Origin of the sequence: Sphingomonas adhaesiva (assembly GCF_036946125.1) — a bacterium.
Lineage (GTDB): Bacteria > Pseudomonadota > Alphaproteobacteria > Sphingomonadales > Sphingomonadaceae > Sphingomonas > Sphingomonas adhaesiva_A.
Map to the genome: position 1 here is coordinate 1,250,219 of NZ_JAQIJT010000001.1, position 24,312 is coordinate 1,274,530.

The following is a 24,312-nucleotide window of genomic DNA, read 5'->3' on the forward strand; positions in this document are numbered from 1 at the left end:
GAAGCGATCCTTAAGGAATGCCTCTGACCATCCGTTCAATCTAGGATGGTGACTGCCGGAAGCGGGTTGAGGTTGCTGGTGTTCGTTTGTTGATCGACTTTCTCGCTGAGCAACTCCTAGGCATTCCTGGGTTCGAGAAGCAGCGGCGGCTACGAGACCAGCGGTCGTCAAATCCCAAGTGCCCGCTGCCGCCCAAGCTGCCACGACACCGATCCGCCTTGCACAACTCCGGACACTTCGCGGCCGAGCTGGCGGTTGATGACTGGTCGCCATGGGACAAGCGTGAACTCGTGGCTTTTTTCTACGACGGCGAACTTGCCGCTTGATAGCTGAACGGTCCCGGTGAACGTGCCGCTGACCGTCTCGCCATCGGTGACAGTGCGGAAGGGTAACGCCTTCCTGGCGGCCAGCGTCGCACCTGTGCCGGCCAACTCCCGCTCTTGAAGTCTCGCGATCAGGTTGCGCCGATAGGTCACGCCGCCGTCCTGCTGGCGGGCGGCGTCACCCCGCTCGATCAGCGCCTCGCGCCGCCGCGCCATCGCTTCGCGCACCTGATCGCCGAACCCGGCCTGCGAAAGGTCGGACATGCCTGCACCGATCAGCCGCCGGTCGAGCCAGGTGGCGCCGTCCGAGCCGATCTGCCGTTCGAGGTCGAAGGTCGAGAGGATGCGGATGTTGGCGCGGGTGCCTCGCCCGGCATCGTGGGCCATGGCTCGCGCTTCGAAGTCGCCGGGAATGCGCCACCGGTCGGCGTCGATCCGCTCGGCGATGCCGGCACGGCGCAGCGCCTCCAATCGGCGGACATGGGCATCGACGAAGCCTTGATAGTCGCCGCTTGGCACGCGGCCGCCGAACCGCGCCTGCTCCAGATGGCGGCTCGGCCGGTAGATGCCGTCTTCGGCCATGCCGGCTATGGCGCGGTCGGCGGGGCGGACCGTGCTCTCCGCCGGTCCGATCTCGACGATGCTGCCGATGCGGGCGTCCTCGACTCGGGCCGGTTCGATCCCGGAAACATGGTGCGTTCGCCCGTCGATCCCGTCGATCACCAGCGTCAGGTTCTCGCCCAGCTCGTCGGTGAGATGTTTGTCGAGCACGCGGCCGATGACCGGCGTCGCGGGCGCGGCGTCGTGGATCGCGAAGGTCAGCGGGTCACGCTCGGAGCCCCCGGCCCGCAGCGCCTTCTGCATGGTGCGGACGATGTCGCCGCGCTCGCCCATCTCGCGCAGCGTCGGCTCCAGCCGCTCGCCCAATTCCCAGATGCCCGGTGCGTGCTCGGTGGCGAGGCCCATTTCGCCAAGCTTGCCGAGCCGGCGGATACGCAGGGTGCGGTCGAACTGGCCGTGCAGGTCGCGTGGCTCATGGCGCAGGTCGACGACGCGGTCCTCGGCCTCGGCGATCATCGCGCGGTCGATGCGCGTGAAGCGATCCTTGTCGATCTCGGCGGTCAGCTTGCGGCGCTGCTCGATGTCGGTGACGGGGCCGAGCTCCAGCGTCGCCCGCTCGCTTGCCCGCTCGCGGATGCCGGCCGACAGATAGTCGCCGTTGACGACGAGATCCCGCCCGTGTTCGTCGCGGCCGTTGACGATGACGTGGACGTGCGGGTGGCCGGTGTTGTGGTGGTTGACCGCGACCCAGTCGAGCTTCGTGCCGAGATCGGTCTCTACCTGCACCATCAGCTCGCGGGTGTAGCCGGTCAGGTCGACGAGGTCGGCGGCGTCCTCGGGCGAGACGATGAAGCGGAATTGGTGACGATCGTCCTTGCCGCGGTCGAGGAAGGCGTCGCCATCGGCGCGCTCGTCGGCCGCCGAATAGAGCCGGCCGCGTTCGCCGTCGCGGGACGTGCCGTCGCGCTGGATGTAGCGCAGGTGCGCGGCGCCCTTGCCGTTGCGTCCGGCGCCGCGGACATGGCGGACCTTCACGACGACGCGGCGGCTGCCGGACTGGCGATGGCTCCAGCCGTCCGACAAGTTGCGGGCGCGGACGAAGGCGGCTCCGCGCCCGCGCTGGACGCCTCGGCCAGAGGCGACGAGGCTCTTGCCGTTCGTGCTACGGTTGGAGCTGCCGCTCTTCGCCGCCCGGCCTCGCGGCAAAGCCACCTGCTGCTGGCGCGTGACCTTGCGAACCTGGCTGAGGAAGCTCTTCGCCCGACCGACCTTCGGCGCGTCCGAGCGGACGCGGCCGGGTCTTGGGCGGAAGCGGCCGTCGTCGTCACCGCTCATGGCTGCCGATCCGCTCCATGCGGCCGGTTTCGGCGGATGGTGCCACGAGAAATGGCGCGGATGCTGGGTTTGCCGCACCTCGCGGCACCATGACGGCGCGGAGACGGTGCCGCCCCGAACAGTGTGCAGACAAGGGCTTCGCCCTCGAACCGGACCGATGGGGTGCCGGTTCGTTTAATCTTGCCCTCCGCCTGCTTCCCCCTTCCTGCCTCTTTCGCTGCCGTTTCCACCTGCCGGCTCTCAAATCCCAGGGCGCCCGCGACGCTGCCGATCACGCCCGTCACGGCCTCGGCACCTGCGCGGCCGATGCGACGAAGAGGCTCTGTTCGCGCGACGCCTGGGCGGCAGCAGCATCGCTCCCGCCCGTCGCCGGATCGACAGCGGACATGCGCGAAGATGGCGCAACGAACAGCGGCGCTCGTGTCCAGGCGAACGGATCGGCTGCCGCGACCACGATCGTACCGGTTAGGTCGCCGCCGTCGATGTCCGGTGCGATGGCGGCGATGTACGCGCGCGTTTCGCTCGGCAAAGGACGGCCGGCGAGCGACGCCTCGTAGCGACCGGGACCGGCATTGTAGGCGGCGAGCATGGCGACGACGCTACCGTAGCGGTCGTGCAGCTCGCGGAGATATGCAGTGCCGGCGAGGATGTTGTCGCGCGGATCGTAGGGGTCGGCACCGAGGCGGTGACGGACGCGCAGGTTCTCCCATGTCGCCGGCATCACCTGCATCAGACCGATCGCGCCGGCGTGCGATACCGCCTGGGGATCGCCTGCGCTCTCGGCGCGCATCACCGCCCTGATCCATGCCGCCGGGATGCCGAAGCGCCGCGACGCCTCCGCTATGTGCCCAGCATAGGGATCGACCGGTATCGCGCGGATCGGCCGCGAAGTCTGCGCGCCAACCGGGGGGATCGGTGCTGCGAGGGCGATACCGGTGAGCAGCGCAGTTGCGGTCCGGAGGACGATAGCGCGCATCGGATCAGTCCCGCTCGCCGCGGCGCGGCAGCCGGTTCCAGTGCAGCGACCATGCGGTGTCGTCGTCGGCATCGCGGAACAGTCTCGCCCGGATCGGCGCGATAAAGACAGGATCGTCGAGCACGATCACGACGAACTCGCCCGCACGATCGCCGGTGCGGGTCCAGCCGGCACCGACCTCCGGACCGTCCGCGTCGCCGAGATGAATGCGATAGTCGGGCGCGTTCTCGGCGTCGGTCGGCTCGGCCGGCACGATCGCGAACTCGGTGTCGAAGGACAGTGTGCGGATGCGGCCTGCGAAGCCGATGGACGTGCGCGTGAAGGTGCCGATCTGCGGCATGAAAAGCCTCCTGATTGTTGCTGAGATGGTGAAGGGACGGCGATCAGCGCGTCGCCGCGCGCCAGACGAAGCGGCCGTCGCCGTCCTCGTCGGTGTAGAGCGGCGTCGCGGTGCCGATGACCGTGGCGGCGGGCAGCGGGCCGAAATAGCGGCCGTCGAGACTGTCCGGCACGGCCGGGTTCATCAGGAAGACCTCGCCCGACGCTATGCGGCGGCAGCCCCGCCAGACCGGCAGCGGACGGCCATGCCGGTCGCGGTCGAGCGCGTCGCCGAGCGGCACGGCATCGACGGTGACGGCGTTGCCGGCGCGGCAGACGCGCTGGCCGGGAAGTCCCATCACCCGCTTCATCAGCGGCGTGTCGAGCGGCAGATAGTGTCGCGTGGCGAGGAACCAGGCGAGCGGCTTCGGCGGCGAGACCGCGACCAGATCGCCGGTCGCCAACCGCCCGGCGGGACGCAGCGCATACAGGCCGACCGGCACGCTGGCGGAGGCGTTCCACAGCAGGCGCGGCATCACCTCGACGACGCCCATCACGGCGAGCAACAGGCTGGCGACGATCGCCGTTGCGACGTAGCCGCGGCGGCTCATCGCTCGATCTCCCGGCGCTTGAGCCACGCCCGGTGGCGTTCGGCGGTGTAGGCGCGCGGGTCTTCGCCTGTCACGATCCGGTTATGGACGTGCCGCCAGTGATCGGGCGCGGCGTCGCACGGATCGACACCCGCCGCTTCCACCGCGTCGATGTGGCGGAGCACGCGTTCTACCTTCGGCCAGCCTTCGACGTGCAGCAGGATCGCGCCGCCGGGGCGGACGAACGGCAGCGTCTGGTACGGCTCGCCAGCTTCGACCGCGCGCACGATGTCGATGCGCGAGGCGATCGTGCCGTAGTCGTTGGCGGCCCAGCGGACGAAGGCGAAGACGCTGCCCGGCCGGAACGAGAGGACGCGGCGGCGGCGGTCGACGATCCGCTCGCCGACATGCCGGCCGAACCTGATCCAGTTCTCGACGCGCTTCTCGATATGGGTCAGCTCGACATGGGTGAGGCTGTCGGCCGGTCGCGCGGACGGCACGGCGAACGTGCCCGCGCGCATCGCTGCGGCGGTCATGGACGATCTCCTGGATGGTGGAAGTCGCGCATCATCACCGCGCCGAGCGCGGCTTCGGTGCGCAGGATGGCGCGGCCGATGGCCTCGGGAATCTGCGGCAGGACGGCGTCGCCGTACGCCTCGACGATCAGGCCGGCGGCAGCCGGCCGGCGTCCATCGCCGAGCGCAACGCGCGCGTCAGCCAGCCCGGCGGATAGCCCATCATCCAGCCGTAGGTGACGGGCAAGGTCCGCGAGGCTCCAGTCAGCCCGTGTTCCTTCAGCAGCGTCGCGATCGATCGGGCGTAGGTCCATCGGTCCGGCGCCCGGCCGGTCATCGCTCCGTCGAGCACCGCGTCCATCGTCGGCGACTTGCGCCGGTCGTAGGCTGGCGACCATGCGTCCATCCGCCGGTCGCGCTTCGTCGGCGTCGGCAGCATGTCGGCGGCGTGGCGGAGCAGGTTCGGCGTGTCGATCTGCGCCTTCGCGCCGTTCGAACGCTTGCCGCTCTCGATCTCCTCCCAGCTCAACCGGCGACCGCCGTTCGGCTTCACCGGCGTCGGCAGCATCCCGGCATGGCGGCTGGCATGACCCTGCAACTGGCTGAGCACGTCGCCTCGGCCACCCCGGTCCGCATCCGACCGCCGCGGCGTCGCCAGCAGCGCGGGCGACGAGTTGGTCGGGGTCGAAGCCGACGAGCCAGGATCGCTTGCGCTCGTGGTTGGCGCCGAGGTCTCCAGCACCCACCACGCATGGTTCGCAGGCGTAGCCGAGCGCCGCCAGCGCATCGAGCAGCCGGTCCGCGCCGCGAGTTCTGAGATGAGCGCTGTTCTCAAAAGCGAACCAGCGAGGGCGGCAGTCTCCGACCAGCCGGACGGCTTCGAGGTAGAGCCGCGACCGCTCGCCGTCGATCCCGCGCCCCTTGACGTTGGCGACCGAGATGTCCTGGCAGGGCGGGCTGCCGACGACGATGTCGGGGAGGTATCCGAGGTCGGAAACAAGTCGAGCTGCCGTGAGGCCGCACACGTCCTCGTAGAGGCGGACATCGGGATTGTTCTCCGCGTAGAGGATGCGGCGCCATTCGACGATCTCGCAGGCGGCGACGGTGACGAAGCCGGCGCGGTGCAGGCCGAGCGTCCAGCCGCCCGCCGCCGCGCTGAACAGGTCGAGCGCGCGCATCATCGTTCGCGCCCTTCGACGGCACCGGCACCGTGTCGCCCGCGCGTGCGCGCAACAGCAATAGAGTTAGATTCTCTGTTAGACTCTAAGTTACGGGTCGGATTCGTCGTTTGCGGCCGTAGACTTAGCTGCGGTTCGTGCGCCCGAAGTCCCGATAGGGCTGCGCCCGAAATCCCGATACCATCTGCGCCCGAAGTCACGAGCGTTTCCACAGGTCCGTCAACAGGCACTGTGGACGGCAAAATAGGCCGGATGCGGAGCAGCTCGCGCCGCCCGTCGCGCGCCATGTCGAGGCGGTATCCGGGCAGCGGCTGACGCTGAACGATGCGGCGGAGGTCGAGCGCGAAGTCGGACGGCCGCGCGAGACTGCCGGACTTGGCATGGAGGTGCGCGACCTCGAACGTCCAGCCGTGCGGCTGGTGGCCGGCGTGCTTGCGCGCGACGCGGTAGAGCCAGCGTTCGATGCCGCCGGTCAGCCGGAAATAGGCCGGGTCGATCGTCAGCACGAGCGAGCGGTCGACGACGCCCCGGTAGAACCAGTCGGGCAGGACGAACTCCATGCCCTCGACGCGGCCGTCGCGGGTAGTCAGCTCCTCCCACTCGTTGATCCAGGAGAACTGGTGCCGCCGCCAATGCTCGCCGTGGCGGATCGTCGTGCGGATAACGGTCGATTGCAGTCGGGCGAGCGCGCCCTTCAACAGCCGATACTCGCGCGCGCCGGTGGCGCGGTCGATCGCAAGCAGCATCTGGTAGGGCGTGAAGCGCAGGAAGCGCGAGGTGCGCAGGCCGTGATTGGCGGCATCAACGATCTGGCTCGCCGCCCAGATCAGCACGTCGGCGTCCCAGATCGTCGCCATGCCTTGCTCGGGCATGGCGTGGACCTCGACGCGCTGGCCACCGGCCTCGTAGAGGATCGGCGCGTTGCGCTTGGTCTTGGCCAGCGAGAAGAACGGCCGTTCCATCAGGTCGCGCTGGTCGCGTGGCGGGGCATCGCCGATCGCGACGACGAACGGGTCGAGCTGCCGGCGCTCGCTCCGGGTGGCATCGCCCGACATTCAGAGCGACGCCTTCTCGGCCGCGGTCAGCGGGCGGGCGGGAAAGACGCGGGTGGCGGTCTGCTCGGAGGCCGACTTGCGCGCGCCGATGGCGGTCCATGCCTGGAGATCGTCGACCGAATAGAGGACGCGCCCGCCGACCTTGCGATAGGTCGGGCCGGTGCCGTAGGTCCGGTGCTTCTCCAGCGTGCGGATCGAGATGCCGAGGAAACGCGCCGCATCGGGCGCGCGCAGATAGCGGGGCGGCAACCCCGTCTTGGGATCGAGCATGGTCGGGTCTCCGGCGGTGCATGGCGGGCTGCCGGTGGGCGGCAGCGGGCTATGGCGAACCGTGGCGGAGAACCGGCGGCGTGCAGCGTGCCGGAATCGGCGGGGTGCGATTCCGGCACCCCGGCGAGATGACGGTCAGCGGTGGCGCGGCAGCCGGACGGGATAGACGAGCAGGTCGCGGTAGCCGCCGCGCATGATGCGCAGGCCATCGGCGACGAGGCGGCGCGCCTGGTTCTTGCGCGGATCGCTGTCCCACTCGGCTTTGCCGCCGCGGAAACCGAGCAGCACCCTGGCGATGTCGCGGTAGCTGGCACCGGTCAGCCGGCCGTCCAGGGCGCGCAGGACGAGGATCAGGCGGGCGCGGGTCTGCGCCGGCAGGTCGTGCCGTCGCTCGCCGGGCGGGCGACCTTGCAGGGCGAGCCAGAAACGCACGACGGCGTCGGCGCGCAGTTCCAGCAGCCAGTCCAGCGGCAGGACGACGATGTAGGTTGCGGCTTTACTTGGCGGCCGAACGGCGAGCCGGAAGCGGTGGTCGGCGCCGATCGTGCGCCAGACGCCATGCCACGTCCCATCCGCAGAGACGCGCACATTGAGGCCGGGCAGTTCGGACAGGCGTATCGGCAGCGCGGACGGATCGTCTGGCTGCGGGACGGTACTTCGGAGCTCGAAGGCGTCAGGCAGCAGCGCGGGCGACCAGAACGGCGGTGCCTCGTCGGCGCGCTGGTCCGGGTTCGCCGGGAAATCGCAACCCCCATCGGTCGTTGAACGCCGCCTGCGCCTCGACCGTCCCCCGGGGTGACGCTTTCACACGCCGAAAGTCGCGACGATAGTCGGGATCGCGGCGTAGGAACTCCCACGCGAAGCCGGCGGTCGAGATGTTTTGAACATGGGCGTAAGTAGCCGGCGTGCGCCAATCGGTATTCGGCATGGCGTCCCCTCTTTCCTGCCAGCGGAGCATCGCTGGAAAGAGGAAGCGTCGCTTAGTTCGATCGAAGTTTGCAGATGGTCTTTGCGGATATGTAGATCGCGCTGCGCGATCGATATTTGTAAACAACTTCTTCCATATTGGAGGTATTTCATCAAGTATTGGCGAGACGGGCATAGCCCGGCGAGTGCGCCATACGCGGCCATGCCGACCTGTGGGAGGCATGGCCGCCCGCCGGCAGGTGGCCGGCGGGCGATGCTCGCAATGGTGGGGCAGCCTATGCGGCTGCCCTGCGGTTCGCCTCCGCCAGCCGGCTGGTCGCGGTGTGATAGTGGCCGTTGTCCAGTTCGATGCCGACCCAATCGCGCCCCAGCGCCTGCGCCGCCACCAGCGTCGATCCCGATCCGCTGAACGGGTCCAGCACAAGTTCCCCCGGCCGGCTGAACGCCTCGACGAGCGGACGTAGCGCCTCCACTGGCTTCTGCGTCGGGTGGAGCCGGTTGCCGCTGTAGGGAAAGTCGATCACGTCGGGAATGACGCGCGCCGGCATCCGGGGATTGCCCTTGGCGAGAAGATACGCCTGCTCGTGCTCGTAGCGCAGGAAACGCGACGACGACGCATACCGCTTGCGGAACACCAGATGCCCGACGATGCGGAAGCCCGCCGCGCGCCACGCCTCCATGAACAGGTCCACCTTGTTCCAGCCGTAGAAGCTGACCGCGAACCCGCCTTCCTTAAGCACCCGGTGCATCTCGGCAAACGCGGGCTTGAGCCAGCGGCCGTTATCGTCGTTGGCGACGCTGCGTCCTTGCCGGTCGCGGTAGTTGGTGACGTAGGGCGGATCGGTCAGGATGAAGTCGATGCTGCCGGTGTCGAACGCCTGCATCACGCCGATGCAATCGCCGTTGAAGATCATGTTGCGGGGAGCCTGGGCGGTGTCGGTCATGGCCTTGTCCTTCGTGCCGGAGGTCAGCGCAGCGCAGCGCCGCGTCTGACCGCCTGCCCCTCGGCGAGAGCGGGGGTAGCAAGGGGCAAGGGCGTCCGGGCCGGAGGGGGATCACCCGGCCTGCACGGAACGGAGGAACGACGTGGAGGAAGGCCGGGGATACCGGCCCGGACGAGCGTCAGCGATCCCTTGACCCGCGCGTGGGGCGGCGCCCCTAGTTAAAACGCTTACCGAAAAACCCGCGAGGGCGCGCCGCGCCCGGAGCACATCGACGAAGCCGTTTACAATGCCGGAGTTCCTGACGGACCCATCAGCACGGGAGCCCCCATTGACAATTCGTGATTACCGGATCGCAAACCTCTTCCGTGACAGACAGGAGGCGTATAGAGCTAACTCGGCCGCGCCGCGAGGTGGTGGGCATATCGAAGGGGAATCAGATGCCGGCGGCCGCAGGCCATGAAATAGGCCCTGTGACGGTCGACAACGTTAAGCTGGATTTAAACAATCCTCGCTTCGTGGATCTCAGCTTCGCCGATGAGGCGGAGATGATTGCGTACCTCTATGCTAATGCAGACATACCAGAGTTGCTCCTCTCTATTCTAAATTCCGGTTTCATGGACTTTGAACCGATCGTAGTAAGGCGTGGCGATAGCGTCGTTTTGGAGGGCAATCGACGCGTTGCAGCGCTGCGCCTGATTAGGAATGCAGCTCTTCGCGAGAAATTGGGCATCAAGCTTCCGGCTGAACCCACCCCCGCGGCGATGCCCGACGAGATTCGAGCGGTCCTGGTTAATGATGCCGCGGAAGCCCGAAAATTCATCGGCTTTAAGCACATCAATGGCCCTCAAAAATGGGATGCGATGTCAAAAGCCAAATACGCAGCGGATTGGCACGCTGACGGCGCGTCTCTTGAGGAAATTAGCCGGTCGCTGGGTGATACTTTTAATACCGTAACACGGTTGGTCGAGGGCTATCGCGTCTACAAGCAGGCTCTTTCGCTAGGCTTCGATCCGGAGCGGCGGACCGCACGGCGCTTCGCATTCTCGCATCTTTACACCGCATTGACCCGGTCGTCGATAAAGCAGTGGCTTGACCTTAAGGATGACGAAGGTACCGATCCCGTTCCTGCGGAGAACGCCGATCGCCTTCAAAAGCTGATGTCTTGGCTGTACGGCCAAGGCGAACGCGAGCCCGCCGTTGTTCGATCACAAAATCCGGACCTGAATCGACTTGCGGACGTGATTGGCAATGAACGCACGCTTGAAATGCTGAATACCACGCGAAACCTCAGCATAGCGTTTGAGGAACTTGAACCTCAAACGACGAGACTTGAAAACGCTCTAATCCAAGCCGTTCGCCATACCGAAAGTGCCGCAGCGATTGTGAGTTCGTTTGATGGGCGAGCCAGCACATACGAGCTGGGACAGCGGTTGTGGGGCGCTGCGCGCGATCTGTTCAAAAACTTCAGAGATAAACGCGCGCAACTCGAAGGCTTGGACGACGACTTGTGAGCGGGCCTCTGGTTGCACCTGACATTCAGCGCTCCTTCTCACTCTCCGCCGATTGGCTGGAGATTCTCGCACTTGCCCGTCCTCAGCAGTCTGCCACGGATGGCGACATCGCTACTGCCAACGACATCCTGGAGGACAGGGCTGCTTTCGTAGCAGAAGACCTTGATCCCGACGCGCCGGAGGACGATCCCGATATTGTCGATCCGGCTACTGAGCGCGCGCTAGATGCAGTTTTTGAGGAAATTGCCAACCGCAAGAGAGTCTTGGGAGATGCTTACCCGTTCGATTTGACCATCACGAAGCGCCGGTTAAGTCTCGTCGTGTCGAAGGCTTCAGAGAATGAGCTCGTGCAGCAGGGAAGGGCAATTTATGTTGCCTGCCTCTACATGACCGGCATTCGTGGTGGCTTGATTAACGCCAAAGCGGCAAAACTTCGCGCCGATCCTGACATGGGTAACGCCTTTCAGATTTGCGCGACGATTGCTGCCGCTGGATACATGAGTGGTGATGCCTATTGGTTCGGTCATCCTCGTCCCGATCAAACACCTTTCATCGAGGCAGTTCGCAAACTCGCCAGCCTACTACGTCAAGGCACGCCAGCTCCAGCAGCACCGCCGGGTGAAACGATTTATGCCAAGGATGGTGGCATCGATGTGGTTGCTTGGCGCGATCATCATGACGGTCGCCCAGCGAAGCTGATTATGTATGGCCAATGCGCATCGGGTATGGATTGGGTTGGTAAGCCGGTGAAAGGAAAAGTCGACCGGATGGACTCGTTCTACACCCTGACGCCATCTAAACATTGGATTCCTGCCCTGCTCACCCCTTTTCCCCTTTATTCGGAAAAGGAAAACGCGCACCGCCTTCGCACTGAAGATGCGATGAATGGATTTTATCGACAGAATGAAGCGGAGATGGGAGTAATCATCGATCGCTTACGTGTTGTTCGTTGGAGCATGGAAGCGCTACGTGACGTTCAGCCGTCTGTGAAGGATGCGGTTGATAAATTGGACGACCTCTTCGTCTGGTCGAAGACTGCCTCCGATGCGGTGAGGCTGGCGGCATGAGCGTGGTCCATCCTCTTCATTCGATCTGCCCGTACTTCGCGATGTTTCCTCCCGGCTTTGTCGAGCGCTACGTTTTGGCGTTCACGAATCCCGGTGACATTGTTTTCGATCCATTCAGTGGTCGAGGAACGACTATATTTGAGAGCTTGCTGCTCGGCCGCCAAGCCTACGGCTTGGATATCAATCCAGTCGCTGCTTGTGTATCTGCGGCAAAGGCCGATCCGCCTACGCGCGCCGCATTGTTGAATCGCATTGAAGCCTTGAAGACGCAATGCGCAGACGCTGGCGTTATAGAAGTCCCGACCAGCGAATTTTTCGAAGCATGCTATGCGCCAATGACACTAAGGCAATTGGTTTTTTTGCGCACTGCGCTTCAATGGAGGTCCAGCAAAGTCGATCGCTTCATTGCAGCGATGGCTCTCGGTTGTCTGCATGGAGAATCACATAAATCGCAGAACTGTTTCTCTAACCGGATGCCGCGCACGATTTCTACCAAACCAGACTATTCGGTGCGGTGGTGGGCAGAGAAGGAGCTTGTACCTCCCCAGCGAGATGTATTTGAAATCCTCAAACGGCAGGTTGATTTCAGACTCGCACGCGGCGTTCCCGCTCTGGTCGGCGAAGCCAGGATCGGCGACGTTCGGAACGCCACGAAAATGTTCCGAAAACTTCGTGGTCAGGTAAAGTTAGTCGTCACGTCACCGCCTTACCTCGATACAACAGATTACGGCGAGGACCAGTGGCTCCGGCTGTGGTTTCTTGGAGGTGCGGAACGTCCAAAAGGCCGCATTTTTGCGGACGCCCGGCATGGCACTTCGGCCGCCTATTGGACATTTCTGGCGGCTGCATGGAACGGCATAAGCGGCCTTCTGGCACCTGACTGTACGATCGTAATTAGAATTGGCGGCATGAGTTTTGCGCCTGATGAACTTGAAAACGGCGTACTAACCTCTCTTCGAGAAGGATTGGGCTCACCTGTTCTCGATGTGATCCAACCGCTTGATGTGTCGGAAATCAAGAATAGACAAACGAATGTCTTTCGACCGGGAACAAAAGGCAAGAGGGTTGAGTACGACTTCGTAGTAAGGGCAGCATAGATAGCTCAGACCCGCGAAATGCTATGCGGGTCTGCGCCAATGGCAACCGTGAATTCATCGATATACCAGCGCCAACGCCTCTTCGGTGTAGCGAGTGCCGCTGACTCTCCGGCAGCCGGGTGCGGCCGATAACGGCGAGGTCGTCAGCCGTCAGCGTTACGGAGCCCGCCGCCGCGTTCTGCTGTGACCCGTGTTTTGCGCGCTTGTCAGCCCCTTGCGTGACGTTCCCGAGATGATGTCCGATGACCCCAATGCCGGGCAGATCGGGGTTTAGAGGTAAGCATCCGGCGGGGGCCATCTTGCGGGGCTGGTGGGGACATAGCTGACTGTCGGTATGGATATCCGTACTGATAGTCGACAGCCGCACCGCCTTGAGATCGTGGACACGGGCCGCCGCCGTCGCTGGTCCGAGGCGGCGAAAGTCCGGGTGGTGGAAGAGAGTTTCCTGGAGCCGCGTACGGCTTCGGCGACGGCGCGCCGACACGGCATCTCGAACCAGTTGATGTTCGCTTGGCGCAAGGCGTATCGCGAGGGCCGGCTGGGAGGTGGATCTGTTTCGGGGTTCGTGCCGGCGGTGATCGTGGCGGAGCCAAGCGTGACGAGGCCGAGCGACGGTCGTTTGGAGATCGTCACCGCGAACGGGCGGCGGATCCTTGTCGATCGCGATGTCGATGCCGACGCTCTTCTTCGTGTCGTCCGGGCACTGGAGACGCTGGTGTGATCCCGATCCCCTCGGGGGTCCGGGTCTGGCTGGCGACCGGGCACACCGACATGCGCAAGGGCTTTCCTGGCCTATCGCTTCAGGTGCAGGAGGTTCTGCGGCGCGATCCGCTGAGCGGCCATCTGTTCTGCTTCCGGGGGCGGCGCGGTGACCTTCTCAAGGTGATCTGGCACGACGGCCAGGGCGCGTGTCTGTTCACGAAGAAGCTGGAGCGCGGCCGCTTCCTTTGGCCGTCTCCCGCGGACGGCGTGGTGTCGATCACCCCGGCGCAGATGGCCTATCTCCTGGAGGGCATCGACTGGCGCAACCCGCAGCGGACCTGGCGTCCGACCTCGGTCGGCTGACGGACCGATCGTTCGGGGGAGATCGCTTCAGAAGGTTGCATGCGTCGCTGGATGTGATTCCATCCAGTCCATGACGAGTGCCGCCGATCTTCCCTGCAGCCTTGTCGACGCGCACGCGATGATCCTCGCCGAGCGCGCCGCTCGCCTGGAGGCCGAAGCCGGCGCGGCCCAGGCGATCGCCGAGGCGGCTTACGCCAAGGCAAAGGCCACCGACGTCGAAGCGTTGATCGCCCATCTGAAGCTGCAGATCGAGAAGCTTCGTCGCGAACTCTACGGCACACGCTCCGAGCGCACCGCCCGCCTTCTCGATCAGTTGGAACTGCAGCTCGAAGACGCCGAGGTGTCAGCCAGCGAGGACGAGATCGCAGCCGGGGACGCTGCGATGAAGACCGTGTCGGTTGCGGCTCTCGAACGCCGACGCCGCGGCGGTCGAAAGCCGTTCCCGGAGCATCTGCCGCGCGAGCGCGTCGTGGTGCCCGGTCCGATAGCCTGCGCCTGCTGCGGCTCGGACCGGCTGCGCAAGCTGGGCGAGGACGTGACCGAGACTTTGGAGATGATCCCGCGCCGGTGGAAGGTGATCCAGACGGTACGCGAGAAGTTCACCTGCCGGGACTGCGAGAGCATCACCCAGCCGCCCGCGCCGTTCCACGTCGCACCTCGCGGCTTTCTCGGTCCCAACCTCCTAGCGACGATCCTGTTCGAGAAGTACGGCCAGCACATGCCGCTGAACCGGCAGTCGGAACGCACCGCACGAGAAGGGATCGAACTGTCCGTCTCGACGCTGGCCGATCAGGTCGGCACATGCACAAGTGTCCTGCGCCCGCTCCATGATCTGATCCAGGCCCATGTCTTTGGCGCCGAGCGTCTGCACGGCGACGACACCACCGTGCCGATCCTGGCCAAGGGCCGGACCGTCACGGGCCGGATCTGGACCTATGTGCGCGACGACCGGCCCTTCGGTGGACCGGCGCCGCCGGCAGTCCTCTACCATGCCTCCCGCGACCGCACCGCCGGACATGCCGAGCGGCATCTCGAAGGCTGGGCCGGCATCCTTCAGGCCGACGCCTACGCGGGCTATAACGGCCTCTACGATCCGTCGCGTCTGCCGGGGCCCATCACGCCGGCGCTGTGCTGGGCTCACTCGCGCCGGCAGTTCTTCGAACTGGCCGACATCGCCGCCAGGGCGCGACGAGCGAACACGGTCGCGGCGATCTCGCCGATTGCGCTGGAGGCGGTGAAGCGCATCGACGCCCTGTTTGCTGTCGAGCGTGCCCTCAACGGCCGGGACGCGACCGAACGACGGCGGGTTCGCCAGGAACAGAGCGCGCCGCTGGTGGCCGAGATGGAAGCCTGGATGCGCGAGGAGCGCTCCCGCCTGTCGCGCTGGGCGAGCGTCTCCCAGCCGATCGACTATATGCTGCGGCGCTGGGAGCGCTTCACCGGCTTCCTCGACGATGGTCGCATCTGCCTCAGCAACAACGCCGCCGAACGCGCCCTCAGAGGGTTCGCCCTCGGTCGAAAGGCATGGCTCTTCGCCGGCTCGGATCGAGGGGCCGAGCGCGCCGCCGCCATGGCCACGCTCATCAACACCGCAAAGCTCAACGACATCGATCCGCAAGCCTGGCTCGCCGACGTCCTTGCCCGCATCAACGACATGCCTCAGAGCCGGTTGCCTGAACTCCTGCCCTGGAACTGGAAGCCGCCATCCGCCAGACTGGCGGCATGAGCTCATCCGATCGCATTCTTCGCCTGCACATCCAACTCGGCGACTGGAAGCCCGCCATCTGGCGGCGTGTCGAAGTACCCGCAACCGAATCGCTGAAGGCCTTGCACGACCTCGTTCAGGCCGCCATGCCCTTCGAGGATCGTCATCTCTTCGAGTTCCGCGTCGAGGGCAAGCGTTACGCCATCCCCGATCCCGAATGGGACAGCCCCGGCGACAAGACCCATTCGGCCAAGACAGCCAGGATCGGCCAATTCGCCGAGCGTGGCCTGCGCGAACTCACCTACACCTACGACTTCGGCGACGATTGGCGCTTCACCATCAAGGTCGAGGTCGTCGAGGACGCGGACCCCACGCTCGAATACCCGCGCTTCGTCGACGGAATGGGCCGCGCACCGCCGGAGGACGTCGGCGGCCTGCCTGGCTTCGAGATGTTCCTCGAAGCCCTCGCGGATCCCAAACACGAAAGCCACGCGGAACTGTTGGAATGGCATGGCGGCCCGTTCGACCCCGACGACATCCGCCGTGACGAAATCCTGAAGCGCGTCCAAAAGCTCGCTCGCCGCCGAACCCTCGGCAAGGCTGGCTTCGCCAAAAGCCGAAACGCGATCCAGTAAAGTTGACGCACCTGCGGCCCACACCGGATGCTTACGTTTAGAGGGCTATGGCGTAGACGTAGTGCTCATCCGGGTCTGGCGCGGCCCGCCAAAACCCATTGGAATCATTAGATGAATTGTCTTTTAAGACGATCGCAACCCGGTTTGCAACCCGGTTTCCATGGCGGATTGCAGCGAACCGATGCGGCAGAACGAGGAGTTCTTGCGCTAAAAAGATACCGATTTGCGGCTGGGCCGTCCGATAAAGACCGATGAACCACCATCATGAGGTTTCCATGGCAGGTCGTTATGTGAATTGGCCGCCTCCGACCGAGGCGCTGATGCCGCTCATAAAGGAAATGGCGCGCATCAGCGCGCAGACGGCCCATCAGATGGGTATCGAGTTCGACATGGATGAGCGCCGCTCCTCGATCTCACGTAAGCTATTGTGCCTGCGCGAATGCCATTTCCGCCCCCTTCCTGCGATCGAATGTGCGCTTTCCCATCATGCCATGCGCGTTGCCATCGCCATCGACGATCATCACCGCGACAAACCATTTGCCGTCCAACCGACCGTAAATCCTCACCCGATCCAATTCGAGATCATCGTCGCGGATATTCTCATATGCGCCGATCCAGCGCTCCTGAATGCGCGCATCCCAGTGAAAATCCGTCTCCTCGGCCTCAAGAAACCGATGCGCCAATGCCTCTCCCGCGCCGCGTCCAAACTCCAGTTCCAGTCCCGAAATCAGCGCCGCCATCACGCGATCCGACGCTGTTCCGATGCTCTGAATCATGCTCATGAGAACCTCCTTCGCTTGCTCCCTCACATCGAGGGTGAAGCCTCAAGGACGGGCGGCGGAGCGCCTGTCAGGGCCGCTGAAGGCAAAGCCGGAAGCGCCGCGAAGCGGCGGCGGACGAACCGATTTTGTTGCGCTGAAAACAAACAAACTCGCGTGCGCAGCACGCTCCGGTTCGCGGCAAAATTGGAGGGGCCGCCGGCCTTGATAGGTGTTCCGGCGGCCGTCATGCTGGGCCTTGCCGAGACGAGCCCCACCCACGCCCGAGGCTATTCGCCCCCCTTGCGGATCGCGAACAACGACGCTGACGGGGGTGCCGAGCCTTGTTCAATTCGAACGATTTCGTCATCGTCGCTCATCTGGTCTTCCTGTGTGGCGCCGCGACACGCGGCGCTGGGCAGGCAGGGTCTGGCGGAGCGGCCGGTGCGGCGGGACTATCGCAATCCGCGTTCGCCGATTTCGATAGGGCGGGACCGCACGCCGGGGCGTGCGGTCCCGGGTGCGCGATCAGTCGCCGTTCCGGCGGCTCTGGCGCGACCAGATCAGGCTGTGCGCCTTGCCATCGGCATCCTCGAAGAGGTTCGCGTAGATCGGTGCGATAAAGCTCGGGTCGTCGAACTTCAGGCCGAGATCGACCCGACCTTCGCTCGACGTTTTGGTCCAGCCGGCGCCGATTTCGGCGCGACCCACCATGATGCGGTGCGTGGGGGCATTGTCGCTCGAACGGGTCTCCTCGGGAATGATCCGGACGTTCTTCGCCTGGACGGAAAGCGTGACGATCTCGCCGATAAATGAGCCGTCGGTGTTCTTGGTGAATGTGCCGATGCTTGCCATTTTGCGTCTCCAGATGTTCGAACCCGCGACCACCGCGGCCTCGATGGCGTGGATGAGGACGGGACGAACGCGCGCGCAGGCGCAGCCCCGCAGCGGTAGCGAAGGACGGCGGAGGCGGGATTTTCTTGGTGCGCGAGGAATGGTGCTTCAGCGCCAGGGGAAGAAAATATCGGCGCAGGCGTTGCGCGTATGAGCGTTCGAGGCACAGCCGTTCTCGGCCAGACCGCCAATCGCGAGAGGCCGTGTGCCGCGCGATCGACTTGGTGATCATGGCGGGCAGATCAGGCCGCAATCACCCAGCGAACCACAGCAATTTGAGGTAAAGACTGTGTCCGCTCGACCGAACTGCGTGACAAGGAATCAGGATGCCACGAAAGCCTAACGCGGAGACGACGTCACGAGAGGGGAGCACGCTGCGAACGCGGTCGGCCAAACCCTTCAACGCGATCGATGCAGGTCACGTCATCGCGCGTGTGGCGGAGACGCTCGACTGGAAGATTGACGATATTCCGCGCTTCCTGAAAGCGGCCGAGCATGTCGAATATGGGCTGTCCGCCGAGGTAGAACTGGCCGCGATCTTACGCTGGTTCGGCCCGTGCCGGATGGTTCACCGGCTTAGTGAAGATGATTTCGTTGCTGATCCCAAGGCCCAGCAAATCCCCGATCTTCTCGCCGTTTTTGAGTCGGGCGACGAGCGGGTGGTGGCCCTGATCGAAGTGAAGACGACCCAGGAGCCCCATCTTCGCCTGAAGCTTGATTATCGCGAACGCTTGGCGGCTTATGCCAGGACCATCGGGCATCCGCTGCTGATTGGCTGGCGCTGCCGCGCGCTCGATATGTGGCTGTTGTTCGACCCGTTTGCCACCGGCGTTGTCGAGGATGATGGTGTCGAATACTCGCTCGAAGACGTCATCAAGGCGGATCTGATGAGCCTGATCGGTGGAGACTTTTATCTGGTCCCGGTCGCCGGTGCCGGATTGCGGTTCGAGATGGAGCGAACCGGTGAGAAGCAGCTGACGAAGGATGGCTACGCCGCCGAGTTCACCATGCGCCGGGCCTATTTTCATGACGGCGCCGGCAATGCCGAAACCAAGTTACCGGCTGCGATGCAGTGGACGGTGCTGGCAGCCATGGAAAGCAATTCGCAGGTCGATGAAGATCGCGCGGTGCAATCGTTCACGAGCACCGGGAGCATGACCCGCGCTCAGAATATCCTCCGGGCGGCGCTCAGTTTTCGGGTTGGCACCGACGAGCGCATCCATTGGAAAGGCGTTGCCCGCGATCTTGATGCCGTTGTTCGGTGCGAGGACATACTGCGGGAGAGCCGCAGTCGTTTCGGAAGCTATGTGCAGTATATCTTTCTGCAACAGCCCGTGCCGATACCGGACTTCCTGCCGAAAGCGTGGCGTTCGAAGAGCGCTCCGGATTGATCGCCTGCCGCCGGGAGGGCGGCATTGGCGCGGTTTGATTGCTGATCCACCGATAGGTGGCCGACCGATCAGCAAATGGGATTGGAGCGTGGGATGAAGCTGGATTTCTCGATCAAGGAGGACTTTCCGATCGTCATCTCGACGATCGTCGCCGCCGTGGGCGTCGTTGCGGGGCTGAAGTTCGATCCGACGACTGGCGTCGTGATGACCGCTGGGGGCGTGATTTTCAGCGCGTTGATAGGCTATTTCAAAGCCAAGCGAGCGGAGGCCAGCCGCCGAGGAGCCCGGCGCGCGCCGCCATTTGCTCGGCAACATGCACCGCGAGCGCCTCGTTCTGCGCTGGCAGCAAGGCGTCGGCCGCCGGCAATCCTCCACCGGTCGGCCAGAGCAATTCGGAAGGGCAGCGCCCTTCGACATTGCCAAGATTGGGGCGGTGCTGGACATAGCCGATGAGCGCGGCGAGTTCGGGATCGAAGGTCCGCGCGACGTCGGGCGGATAGACCAGCCATTGATTTTCGAACGGCTTGAGCCAGCCAAGACAATAGCTGACGATGATGCCACGGCGGGCCTGGCGGGTCCGGTTTTCGCCGCCTCCGTGCAAGGTGCTACCGAGAAACAGCAGCGCGTCGCCGGGGTCCAGCGCCGGCACGACGGTATCGATCTCGGTGCCATGAACCGAACGATCGCGGTGACTGCCGGGCCAGAGCCGGGTCGCGCCATTGTCGGGTGAGAACGGCACCAGCGGCCACATCACATTGACGAGATATTCGACCGCGCCTTTGGGTCCGCCCCACATATCCTCGTCGCGGTGCGGATATTGCGCGAGCGCGCCAGGATGAATCTCGATCGCCTGGGTCAGATTGAGCGCAACGCGATCGCACCAGGGTAAAAGCACCTGCTCCGCGAGCGCCAGTACATCCGGATGCTGGACGAGCGCCTCGGCTTGGCGCGAGCGCAGGAGCAATCCACCCAGGCGTTTGGTGGCCCGGCCATAAAAGTCGCCGTCGCAATAAGGCGTGGTCGCGAACTGCGCGTCGAGATCGCGGTCGAGTGCCGTCATGGTCTCGACCGGTGCAATCCCGCGCAGAATGCAGAAGCCGCGCTTCAAAAGCTCGGCGGCTGGCTGTTCCTCATCGATCATCGGATTGCTCCTCACGCCGCGTCGGCGAGCGAAACCGGCGATGCTGCAATGCCGTTGCCCGCCCAGCACGATCAGCCATGCCCCGAGGCCCAGCATCGCCAGTCCGAACAGCCCGGCCAGGGTCTGGATGGCCAGCAGCGCGATCCGCCATCCTCCCGCAGCGTTCCTGCGCAGGGTCATGCCGCCACGGTTTCCGGCAGCCCGATCAGCGTCGAGGCGCGGCCGAGAGCATTGCGGTGTTCGGCAAGCCACGCATCGGCTCGCTCGCGGCCCAGTATGCGCAGCGCCTCGATCCGTGAGCCGCGCGTGTCCAGTTTGCTCGCCGCTCCGAGCATGCACAGTTCGGGCGATGCTTCCATCAGGTGCAGGCCGGTTTCTGCCAGCGCCCTTATCCGGGGCGACGACGCGGTATCGCCGATAACTTCCTTGATACCGGTCAGCGCCTTCAGGTCTCGCAGCAGGCAGGCGTTGAAGCTGATGTCGTTCATCCGCCCTATGGTGCCGGCCAGCGACGACGATATGTTCTCGTTCGCGAAGGGGGTTATCTGGATGATGAGCACGTCGGTCGCGCCATGTCCGTCGAAGATCAGCGGTTCCAGCGCCGGATTGGCGGAAAAGCCGCCGTCCCAGTAATCCTGCCCGTCGATCTCCACCGCGGCGAACAGGTCGGGCAGGCAGGCGGACGCCATGATCGCGTGCAGCGTGACGTCGGCTCCCGTGAACAGCCGCGCCGCGCCGGTGGCGACCCTGGTGGCCGAGATATGCAGCGGCACCGCATTCGGGCGCGTCAGCGCGTCCAGATCGATGCTGGACGCAACGATGCGCCGCAGCGCGCTCATGTCCCGGACATGCGGCATGAAGGGCGCGAAATAGCGGCCGAACAGCTTGCCCATCTCCAGCGACCGCCGCATCACGGGCTCGAACAGCGGCCCGGCCCAGTCGTGGAGGTCGAACGCCTGGAGAGGGGAGCCGCGCGACACCGCACGCCACAAGCGCTCCAATCCGTCCAGTGCGCCCTCGGTGCCGCCGGTGGCGAGCTGAGGTGGCCCCTCAAATGACCTGACAGGGCCTCGCTCTTGGATAAGAGTGAGGCATATGACTGACGGTACGACCAGGCGTTACAATGACGGCGAGGTCCTCTCCGGTGTCCAGCGCCGGAAAGGTGGACACCGGAGGAGAAGGTCCGGATCGTCGAGGAGACGTATCTTCCGGGAATGAGCGTGTCGCTCGTCGCCCGCCAGCACGGCATCAGCGGCAGCCAGGTCTTCACCTGGCGGCGCCTGATGAACCAGGGGGCGCTGACCGCCGCGGCAGCCGGCGAGGAGGTGGTGCCAGCGTCCGAGTACCGGGCGCTGGAGGCGCAGGTGCGCGAACTGCAGCGGCTGCTCGGCAAGAAGGCCATGGAGAACGAGCTGCTGCGTGAGGCCGTGTCCCGGGCCGCAGGCCCAAAAAATGTATGGTCCGCCCCCGTCTGGCAAGCGTGAGATGCGGTTGGCAGCACAGTCTGCGTAAATGTATCCGGCCTGTTTGTGGGGCATCTCGGCCCCTGGCCATGATGGGATACGCGCCACGGTCGTCCTTTCAAACTGCTCCAGCCTTTTGACGGCTGCATTTTTGGTCAGGCTTCGACCGTGTCACCATCGACTGCTTGCCATCACTCCTCTGCTTGCAGACCTCTTTGCGCGGGTGCTCGGTTCAGGCGGCGATCGGCACGGGTGGCCGATACTGCTCCTGCCGGGCGAGCACCGCCCAACTGATGCGTACGATCTTGTTCGCCAGCGCGACGACCGCGACGTTCTTGTGCGTTCGCATCTCGAGCTGGTCGAGCCACGGGCCGAGTCCCTGCTCGCGTTTCATGTGCATACTCGCTGACCGAGCGCCGTGGATGAACAGGCGGCGCAGGTGACTGTTGCCGCGCTTGGACATGCCGAGCAGCGTCGACTTACCGCCGGTGGAATGCTGACGCGGGACGAGGCCGAGCCAGGCGGCGAGGTCGCGGCCGCGCTTGAAGCCGGTGCCATCGGCTACGGCTGCGACGAGTGCCGTGGCGACGAGCGGTCCGACGCCAGGGATGGCCAGCAGCCGTCGACAACCCTCGTCCGCGGCGGCAATCGCTTCGATCTCCTTGGTCACGGTGCCGATGTCGGTTTCGAGTCTCCGCCATTCGTCCCAGAGCTGCTGCAGGATCATGCGCATCCGCAGCGACAGCGTAGAGCGCTCGTCGGTGAACAGCGCTGGCATCTCGCGCGCCATGTGACGCCGCCCTGCGTGAAACACGATACCGCGCTCCAGTAGGAAGGCGCGGATCTGGTTGATGACTGCTGTCCTGCGGCTCACCAACCGCTCGCGCACGCGGTGCAGTGCCTGCAGGTCGAGCTGCTCGACTGACTTCGCGGGCACGAACCGCATCGTCGGCCGCTGCACCGCCTCGGCATCGAGATAGTCGTTCTTGTTGGATTTGAGGAACGGCTTGACGAACTGAGGCGCCATCAGCCGGACGTTATGGTCGAGCGCCGTCAGCTCACGCGCGAGGTGGTGGGCACCGCAACACGCCTCCATTCCGACCAGGCAGCGGGGCAGCGCATCCATGTGCCGCATCAGCTGCGCACGGCTGACCTTCTTTTTCCACTGGATCGCACCCGTAGCATCCAGCGCCACCAGGTGGAATGACATCTTGCCAATGTCGATGCCGATTACCGCTACCTCTGTCATGACGGTCCTCCTCGGTAAAGGCGGCCAGGATGCTCCTGACTGCGTCCCTCCGTAAGGGGGCGGACCATCCCACAACAGCTCTTGCGCTCGACCTCGCTGCCCGGGGACATTCTATGAGCGCGGTAGCCGATGCGCTCGGCGTCGCCCGCCCGCATCTGTCTGCGATGCGCAACCGACCACCGCCACGACCGCGCGGACGGCCACCATTGCCGGATGCCGACTTGGTCGCCGACATCCGGGCGCTTGTCGCCGATCTGCCCACCTACGGTTATCGCCGCGTCCATGCCCTGCTGCGCCGCCAAGCCGAGCAGACCGGTCGCGCTGCTCCCAATCCCAAGCGCGTCTACCGCGTCATGAAGGTGCATGGACTGCTGCTCCAAAGAGGGGGCGGACGGCACGAGGAGCGCCGTCACGACGGCCGTGTCGCCGTCGACCAGCGCAACACTCGCTGGTGCTCAGACGGGCTGGAGATCGCCTGTGACAACGGCGAGAAGGTGCGCGTCGCGTTCGCGCTCGACTGCTGCGACCGCGAGGCAATGGGGCATGTGGCAACCACGAGCGACATCACCGCCGAGGATGTGCAGGACCTGATGGTCGCCACCGTCGAGCACCGCTACGGTCGGGTGAACCGGGTACCCCAGCCAATCGAGTGGCTGACGGATAACGGCAGCTGCTATACCGCCCGCGACACCCGCACCTTTGCCCGCGACATCGGGCTGGTGCCGCGCACCACCCCGGTCAGCAGCCCGCAGTCCAACGGCATGGCCGAGGCGTTCGTCCGCACCCTCAAGCGCGATTACGTCCGCGTGAACCCCAAGCCCGACGCGCAGACCGTCATCGCGCAGCTGCCAGCTTGGCTCGACCACTATAATGAGGTGCATCCACACCGCGCCCTCGGCTACAGGTCACCCCGCGAGTTCATCGCGACAACACGCGAGGCCCTGTCAGCCATTTAGGGGGCAACAACACGAGCCCGGCGACCAGCGCGGTGCCGTTGAGCGCGCCGGCGCTGGTGCCGCTGACGGCGACGATCTCGACGTCCTCGGCCAGCAGGCGTTCCAGCACGCCCCAGCCATAGGCACCGTGCGCCCCGCCACCCTGCAACGCCAGCGCCAGCCTCGGACGACCGTAGCCTGATACCTGGAAACTGCTGTGATCCGTCATCGTCGCCTATCCCGAACACGGTGATCCATCGGATCACGGAAGTCGAACCTCTCCGCGAAAGGCCGTCGGATGCAGCCGCTACGGACCAAACGGTCTGATCCATGTTTGGCTGCAACGCAGCATAACGAGGTCGATATCGTCTCGATTCCGAATAATTCGCAACCTAGGAACAGGTCTGCT

General features: G+C 64.8%; 25 protein-coding genes and 2 pseudogenes. 10 read left to right on the plus strand and 17 right to left on the minus strand.

What is annotated here, in order from left to right; genetic code table 11:
* Window positions 1-167: 167 nt before the first annotated feature.
* The 11 genes from PGN23_RS05990 to PGN23_RS06035 form a co-directional block, all read right to left on the minus strand.
* On the minus strand, window positions 168-2,219 hold the full coding sequence (locus PGN23_RS05990; RefSeq protein ID WP_335301954.1) for a DUF3363 domain-containing protein: 2,052 nt from the start codon (window positions 2,217-2,219) through the stop codon (window positions 168-170).
* 280 nt (window positions 2,220-2,499) lie between these two features.
* The gene (locus PGN23_RS05995) at window positions 2,500-3,195 is read right to left on the minus strand and encodes a lytic transglycosylase domain-containing protein (protein ID WP_335301955.1); all 696 of its coding nucleotides are present in this window, start codon (window positions 3,193-3,195) and stop codon (window positions 2,500-2,502) included.
* Window positions 3,196-3,199: 4 nt separating this feature from the next.
* Window positions 3,200-3,535, minus strand: a complete 336-nt coding sequence (locus tag PGN23_RS06000) for a DUF736 domain-containing protein (RefSeq protein WP_335301956.1) — start codon at window positions 3,533-3,535, stop codon at window positions 3,200-3,202.
* A gap of 43 nt (window positions 3,536-3,578) precedes the next feature.
* Window positions 3,579-4,124, minus strand: coding sequence for a S26 family signal peptidase (locus PGN23_RS06005; RefSeq protein WP_335301957.1), 546 nt, complete (start codon window positions 4,122-4,124; stop codon window positions 3,579-3,581).
* On the minus strand, window positions 4,121-4,639 hold the full coding sequence (locus PGN23_RS06010; RefSeq protein WP_335301958.1) for a DUF2840 domain-containing protein: 519 nt from the start codon (window positions 4,637-4,639) through the stop codon (window positions 4,121-4,123). Before PGN23_RS06010 ends, PGN23_RS06005 begins: the two co-directional genes overlap by 4 nt.
* Window positions 4,636-5,799, minus strand: a complete 1,164-nt coding sequence (locus PGN23_RS06015; protein WP_335301959.1) for a DNA cytosine methyltransferase — start codon at window positions 5,797-5,799, stop codon at window positions 4,636-4,638. Before PGN23_RS06015 ends, PGN23_RS06010 begins: the two co-directional genes overlap by 4 nt.
* Window positions 5,796-6,851, minus strand: coding sequence for a replication initiator protein A (locus tag PGN23_RS06020; protein WP_335301960.1), 1,056 nt, complete (start codon window positions 6,849-6,851; stop codon window positions 5,796-5,798). The genes PGN23_RS06015 and PGN23_RS06020 overlap by 4 nt, the downstream gene beginning before the upstream one ends.
* The gene (locus PGN23_RS06025; protein WP_335301961.1) at window positions 6,852-7,121 is read right to left on the minus strand and encodes a helix-turn-helix transcriptional regulator; all 270 of its coding nucleotides are present in this window, start codon (window positions 7,119-7,121) and stop codon (window positions 6,852-6,854) included.
* A gap of 135 nt (window positions 7,122-7,256) precedes the next feature.
* Entirely contained in the window at window positions 7,257-7,709 is a 453-nt protein-coding gene (locus PGN23_RS06030) for a DUF2285 domain-containing protein (protein WP_335301962.1), read from the minus strand.
* Window positions 7,710-7,794: 85 nt separating this feature from the next.
* Entirely contained in the window at window positions 7,795-8,271 is a 477-nt protein-coding gene (locus PGN23_RS18395; RefSeq protein WP_443019729.1) for a transcriptional regulator domain-containing protein, read from the minus strand.
* A gap of 52 nt (window positions 8,272-8,323) precedes the next feature.
* The gene (locus tag PGN23_RS06035; RefSeq protein ID WP_335301963.1) at window positions 8,324-8,992 is read right to left on the minus strand and encodes a DNA methyltransferase; all 669 of its coding nucleotides are present in this window, start codon (window positions 8,990-8,992) and stop codon (window positions 8,324-8,326) included.
* Window positions 8,993-9,462: 470 nt separating this feature from the next.
* On the opposite strand from PGN23_RS06035, the gene PGN23_RS06040 reads away from it, so the two are divergent.
* The 7 genes from PGN23_RS06040 (at window position 9,463) to PGN23_RS06070 (ending at window position 16,072) form a co-directional block, all read left to right on the plus strand.
* Window positions 9,463-10,503, plus strand: coding sequence for a hypothetical protein (locus tag PGN23_RS06040; protein ID WP_335301964.1), 1,041 nt, complete (start codon window positions 9,463-9,465; stop codon window positions 10,501-10,503).
* Window positions 10,500-11,570 (plus strand): hypothetical protein, encoded by a 1,071-nt coding sequence (locus tag PGN23_RS06045; RefSeq protein WP_335301965.1) that lies wholly within the window; start codon window positions 10,500-10,502, stop codon window positions 11,568-11,570. The genes PGN23_RS06040 and PGN23_RS06045 overlap by 4 nt, the downstream gene beginning before the upstream one ends.
* Window positions 11,567-12,667: a DNA methyltransferase gene (locus tag PGN23_RS06050; RefSeq protein ID WP_335301966.1), complete on the plus strand. Its 1,101-nt coding sequence runs from the start codon at window positions 11,567-11,569 to the stop codon at window positions 12,665-12,667. The genes PGN23_RS06045 and PGN23_RS06050 overlap by 4 nt, the downstream gene beginning before the upstream one ends.
* A 334-nt stretch (window positions 12,668-13,001) precedes the next feature.
* On the plus strand, window positions 13,002-13,388 hold the full coding sequence (gene tnpA / locus PGN23_RS06055) for an IS66-like element accessory protein TnpA (protein ID WP_335301967.1): 387 nt from the start codon (window positions 13,002-13,004) through the stop codon (window positions 13,386-13,388).
* Entirely contained in the window at window positions 13,385-13,732 is a 348-nt protein-coding gene (tnpB, locus tag PGN23_RS06060) for an IS66 family insertion sequence element accessory protein TnpB (protein WP_335301968.1), read from the plus strand. Before tnpA ends, tnpB begins: the two co-directional genes overlap by 4 nt.
* 118 nt (window positions 13,733-13,850) lie before the next feature.
* Window positions 13,851-15,458 carry an IS66 family transposase gene (gene tnpC, locus PGN23_RS06065; protein ID WP_335302092.1) on the plus strand — a complete coding sequence of 536 codons (1,608 nt, stop codon included), beginning with the start codon at window positions 13,851-13,853 and terminating at the stop codon, window positions 15,456-15,458.
* Window positions 15,455-16,072: a plasmid pRiA4b ORF-3 family protein gene (locus tag PGN23_RS06070; RefSeq protein WP_335301969.1), complete on the plus strand. Its 618-nt coding sequence runs from the start codon at window positions 15,455-15,457 to the stop codon at window positions 16,070-16,072. The genes tnpC and PGN23_RS06070 overlap by 4 nt, the downstream gene beginning before the upstream one ends.
* Before the next feature lie 422 nt (window positions 16,073-16,494).
* Here the strand turns inward: PGN23_RS06070 and PGN23_RS06075 are convergent, their stop codons facing one another.
* Window positions 16,495-16,854, minus strand: a complete 360-nt coding sequence (locus PGN23_RS06075; RefSeq protein ID WP_335301970.1) for a hypothetical protein — start codon at window positions 16,852-16,854, stop codon at window positions 16,495-16,497.
* A gap of 504 nt (window positions 16,855-17,358) precedes the next feature.
* Entirely contained in the window at window positions 17,359-17,685 is a 327-nt protein-coding gene (locus tag PGN23_RS06080; RefSeq protein WP_335301971.1) for a DUF736 domain-containing protein, read from the minus strand.
* A 365-nt stretch (window positions 17,686-18,050) separates the two neighbouring features.
* On the opposite strand from PGN23_RS06080, the gene PGN23_RS06085 reads away from it, so the two are divergent.
* Window positions 18,051-19,115 carry a hypothetical protein gene (locus PGN23_RS06085; protein WP_335301972.1) on the plus strand — a complete coding sequence of 355 codons (1,065 nt, stop codon included), beginning with the start codon at window positions 18,051-18,053 and terminating at the stop codon, window positions 19,113-19,115.
* A gap of 247 nt (window positions 19,116-19,362) precedes the next feature.
* Here the strand turns inward: PGN23_RS06085 and PGN23_RS06090 are convergent, their stop codons facing one another.
* Together PGN23_RS06090 and PGN23_RS06095 are read right to left on the minus strand one after the other, a co-directional pair.
* Entirely contained in the window at window positions 19,363-20,256 is an 894-nt protein-coding gene (locus tag PGN23_RS06090; protein ID WP_335302093.1) for a phytanoyl-CoA dioxygenase family protein, read from the minus strand.
* A gap of 176 nt (window positions 20,257-20,432) precedes the next feature.
* Window positions 20,433-21,236, minus strand: coding sequence for a patatin-like phospholipase family protein (locus PGN23_RS06095; protein ID WP_335301973.1), 804 nt, complete (start codon window positions 21,234-21,236; stop codon window positions 20,433-20,435).
* Window positions 21,237-21,351: 115 nt separating this feature from the next.
* On the opposite strand from PGN23_RS06095, the pseudogene PGN23_RS06100 reads away from it, so the two are divergent.
* Window positions 21,352-21,707 (plus strand): annotated as a pseudogene (locus PGN23_RS06100) (transposase); the annotation flags it as partial.
* 244 nt (window positions 21,708-21,951) lie between these two features.
* Here PGN23_RS06100 and PGN23_RS06105 read toward each other — a convergent pair.
* Window positions 21,952-22,968 (minus strand): IS110 family transposase, encoded by a 1,017-nt coding sequence (locus PGN23_RS06105; protein WP_335301974.1) that lies wholly within the window; start codon window positions 22,966-22,968, stop codon window positions 21,952-21,954.
* Between the two features lie 32 nt (window positions 22,969-23,000).
* Between PGN23_RS06105 and PGN23_RS06110 the strand changes: the two are divergent.
* Window positions 23,001-23,924, plus strand: a pseudogene (locus PGN23_RS06110) (IS3 family transposase); the annotation flags it as partial.
* Here the strand turns inward: PGN23_RS06110 and PGN23_RS06115 are convergent.
* Window positions 23,887-24,132: a patatin-like phospholipase family protein gene (locus PGN23_RS06115; RefSeq protein ID WP_335301975.1), complete on the minus strand. Its 246-nt coding sequence runs from the start codon at window positions 24,130-24,132 to the stop codon at window positions 23,887-23,889. The pseudogene PGN23_RS06110 and the gene PGN23_RS06115 sit on opposite strands and share 38 nt — an antisense overlap.
* Window positions 24,133-24,312 lie beyond the last annotated feature (180 nt).

Coding starts and splice junctions, on each gene's coding strand:
- PGN23_RS05990 (WP_335301954.1), bottom strand. CDS start 2,219: ATGAGCGGTGACGACGACGGCCGCTTCCGCCCAAGACCCGGCCGCGTC.
- PGN23_RS05995 (WP_335301955.1), bottom strand. CDS start 3,195: ATGCGCGCTATCGTCCTCCGGACCGCAACTGCGCTGCTCACCGGTATC.
- PGN23_RS06000 (WP_335301956.1), bottom strand. CDS start 3,535: ATGCCGCAGATCGGCACCTTCACGCGCACGTCCATCGGCTTCGCAGGC.
- PGN23_RS06005 (WP_335301957.1), bottom strand. CDS start 4,124: ATGAGCCGCCGCGGCTACGTCGCAACGGCGATCGTCGCCAGCCTGTTG.
- PGN23_RS06010 (WP_335301958.1), bottom strand. CDS start 4,639: ATGACCGCCGCAGCGATGCGCGCGGGCACGTTCGCCGTGCCGTCCGCG.
- PGN23_RS06015 (WP_335301959.1), bottom strand. CDS start 5,799: ATGATGCGCGCGCTCGACCTGTTCAGCGCGGCGGCGGGCGGCTGGACG.
- PGN23_RS06020 (WP_335301960.1), bottom strand. CDS start 6,851: ATGTCGGGCGATGCCACCCGGAGCGAGCGCCGGCAGCTCGACCCGTTC.
- PGN23_RS06025 (WP_335301961.1), bottom strand. CDS start 7,121: ATGCTCGATCCCAAGACGGGGTTGCCGCCCCGCTATCTGCGCGCGCCC.
- PGN23_RS18395 (WP_443019729.1), bottom strand. CDS start 8,271: ATGCCTCCCACAGGTCGGCATGGCCGCGTATGGCGCACTCGCCGGGCT.
- PGN23_RS06035 (WP_335301963.1), bottom strand. CDS start 8,992: ATGACCGACACCGCCCAGGCTCCCCGCAACATGATCTTCAACGGCGAT.
- PGN23_RS06050 (WP_335301966.1), top strand. CDS start 11,567: ATGAGCGTGGTCCATCCTCTTCATTCGATCTGCCCGTACTTCGCGATG.
- tnpA (WP_335301967.1), top strand. CDS start 13,002: ATGGATATCCGTACTGATAGTCGACAGCCGCACCGCCTTGAGATCGTG.
- tnpC (WP_335302092.1), top strand. CDS start 13,851: ATGATCCTCGCCGAGCGCGCCGCTCGCCTGGAGGCCGAAGCCGGCGCG.
- PGN23_RS06070 (WP_335301969.1), top strand. CDS start 15,455: ATGAGCTCATCCGATCGCATTCTTCGCCTGCACATCCAACTCGGCGAC.
- PGN23_RS06075 (WP_335301970.1), bottom strand. CDS start 16,854: ATGAGCATGATTCAGAGCATCGGAACAGCGTCGGATCGCGTGATGGCG.
- PGN23_RS06080 (WP_335301971.1), bottom strand. CDS start 17,685: ATGGCAAGCATCGGCACATTCACCAAGAACACCGACGGCTCATTTATC.
- PGN23_RS06085 (WP_335301972.1), top strand. CDS start 18,051: ATGCCACGAAAGCCTAACGCGGAGACGACGTCACGAGAGGGGAGCACG.
- PGN23_RS06090 (WP_335302093.1), bottom strand. CDS start 20,256: ATGATCGATGAGGAACAGCCAGCCGCCGAGCTTTTGAAGCGCGGCTTC.
- PGN23_RS06105 (WP_335301974.1), bottom strand. CDS start 22,968: ATGACAGAGGTAGCGGTAATCGGCATCGACATTGGCAAGATGTCATTC.
- PGN23_RS06115 (WP_335301975.1), bottom strand. CDS start 24,132: ATGACGGATCACAGCAGTTTCCAGGTATCAGGCTACGGTCGTCCGAGG.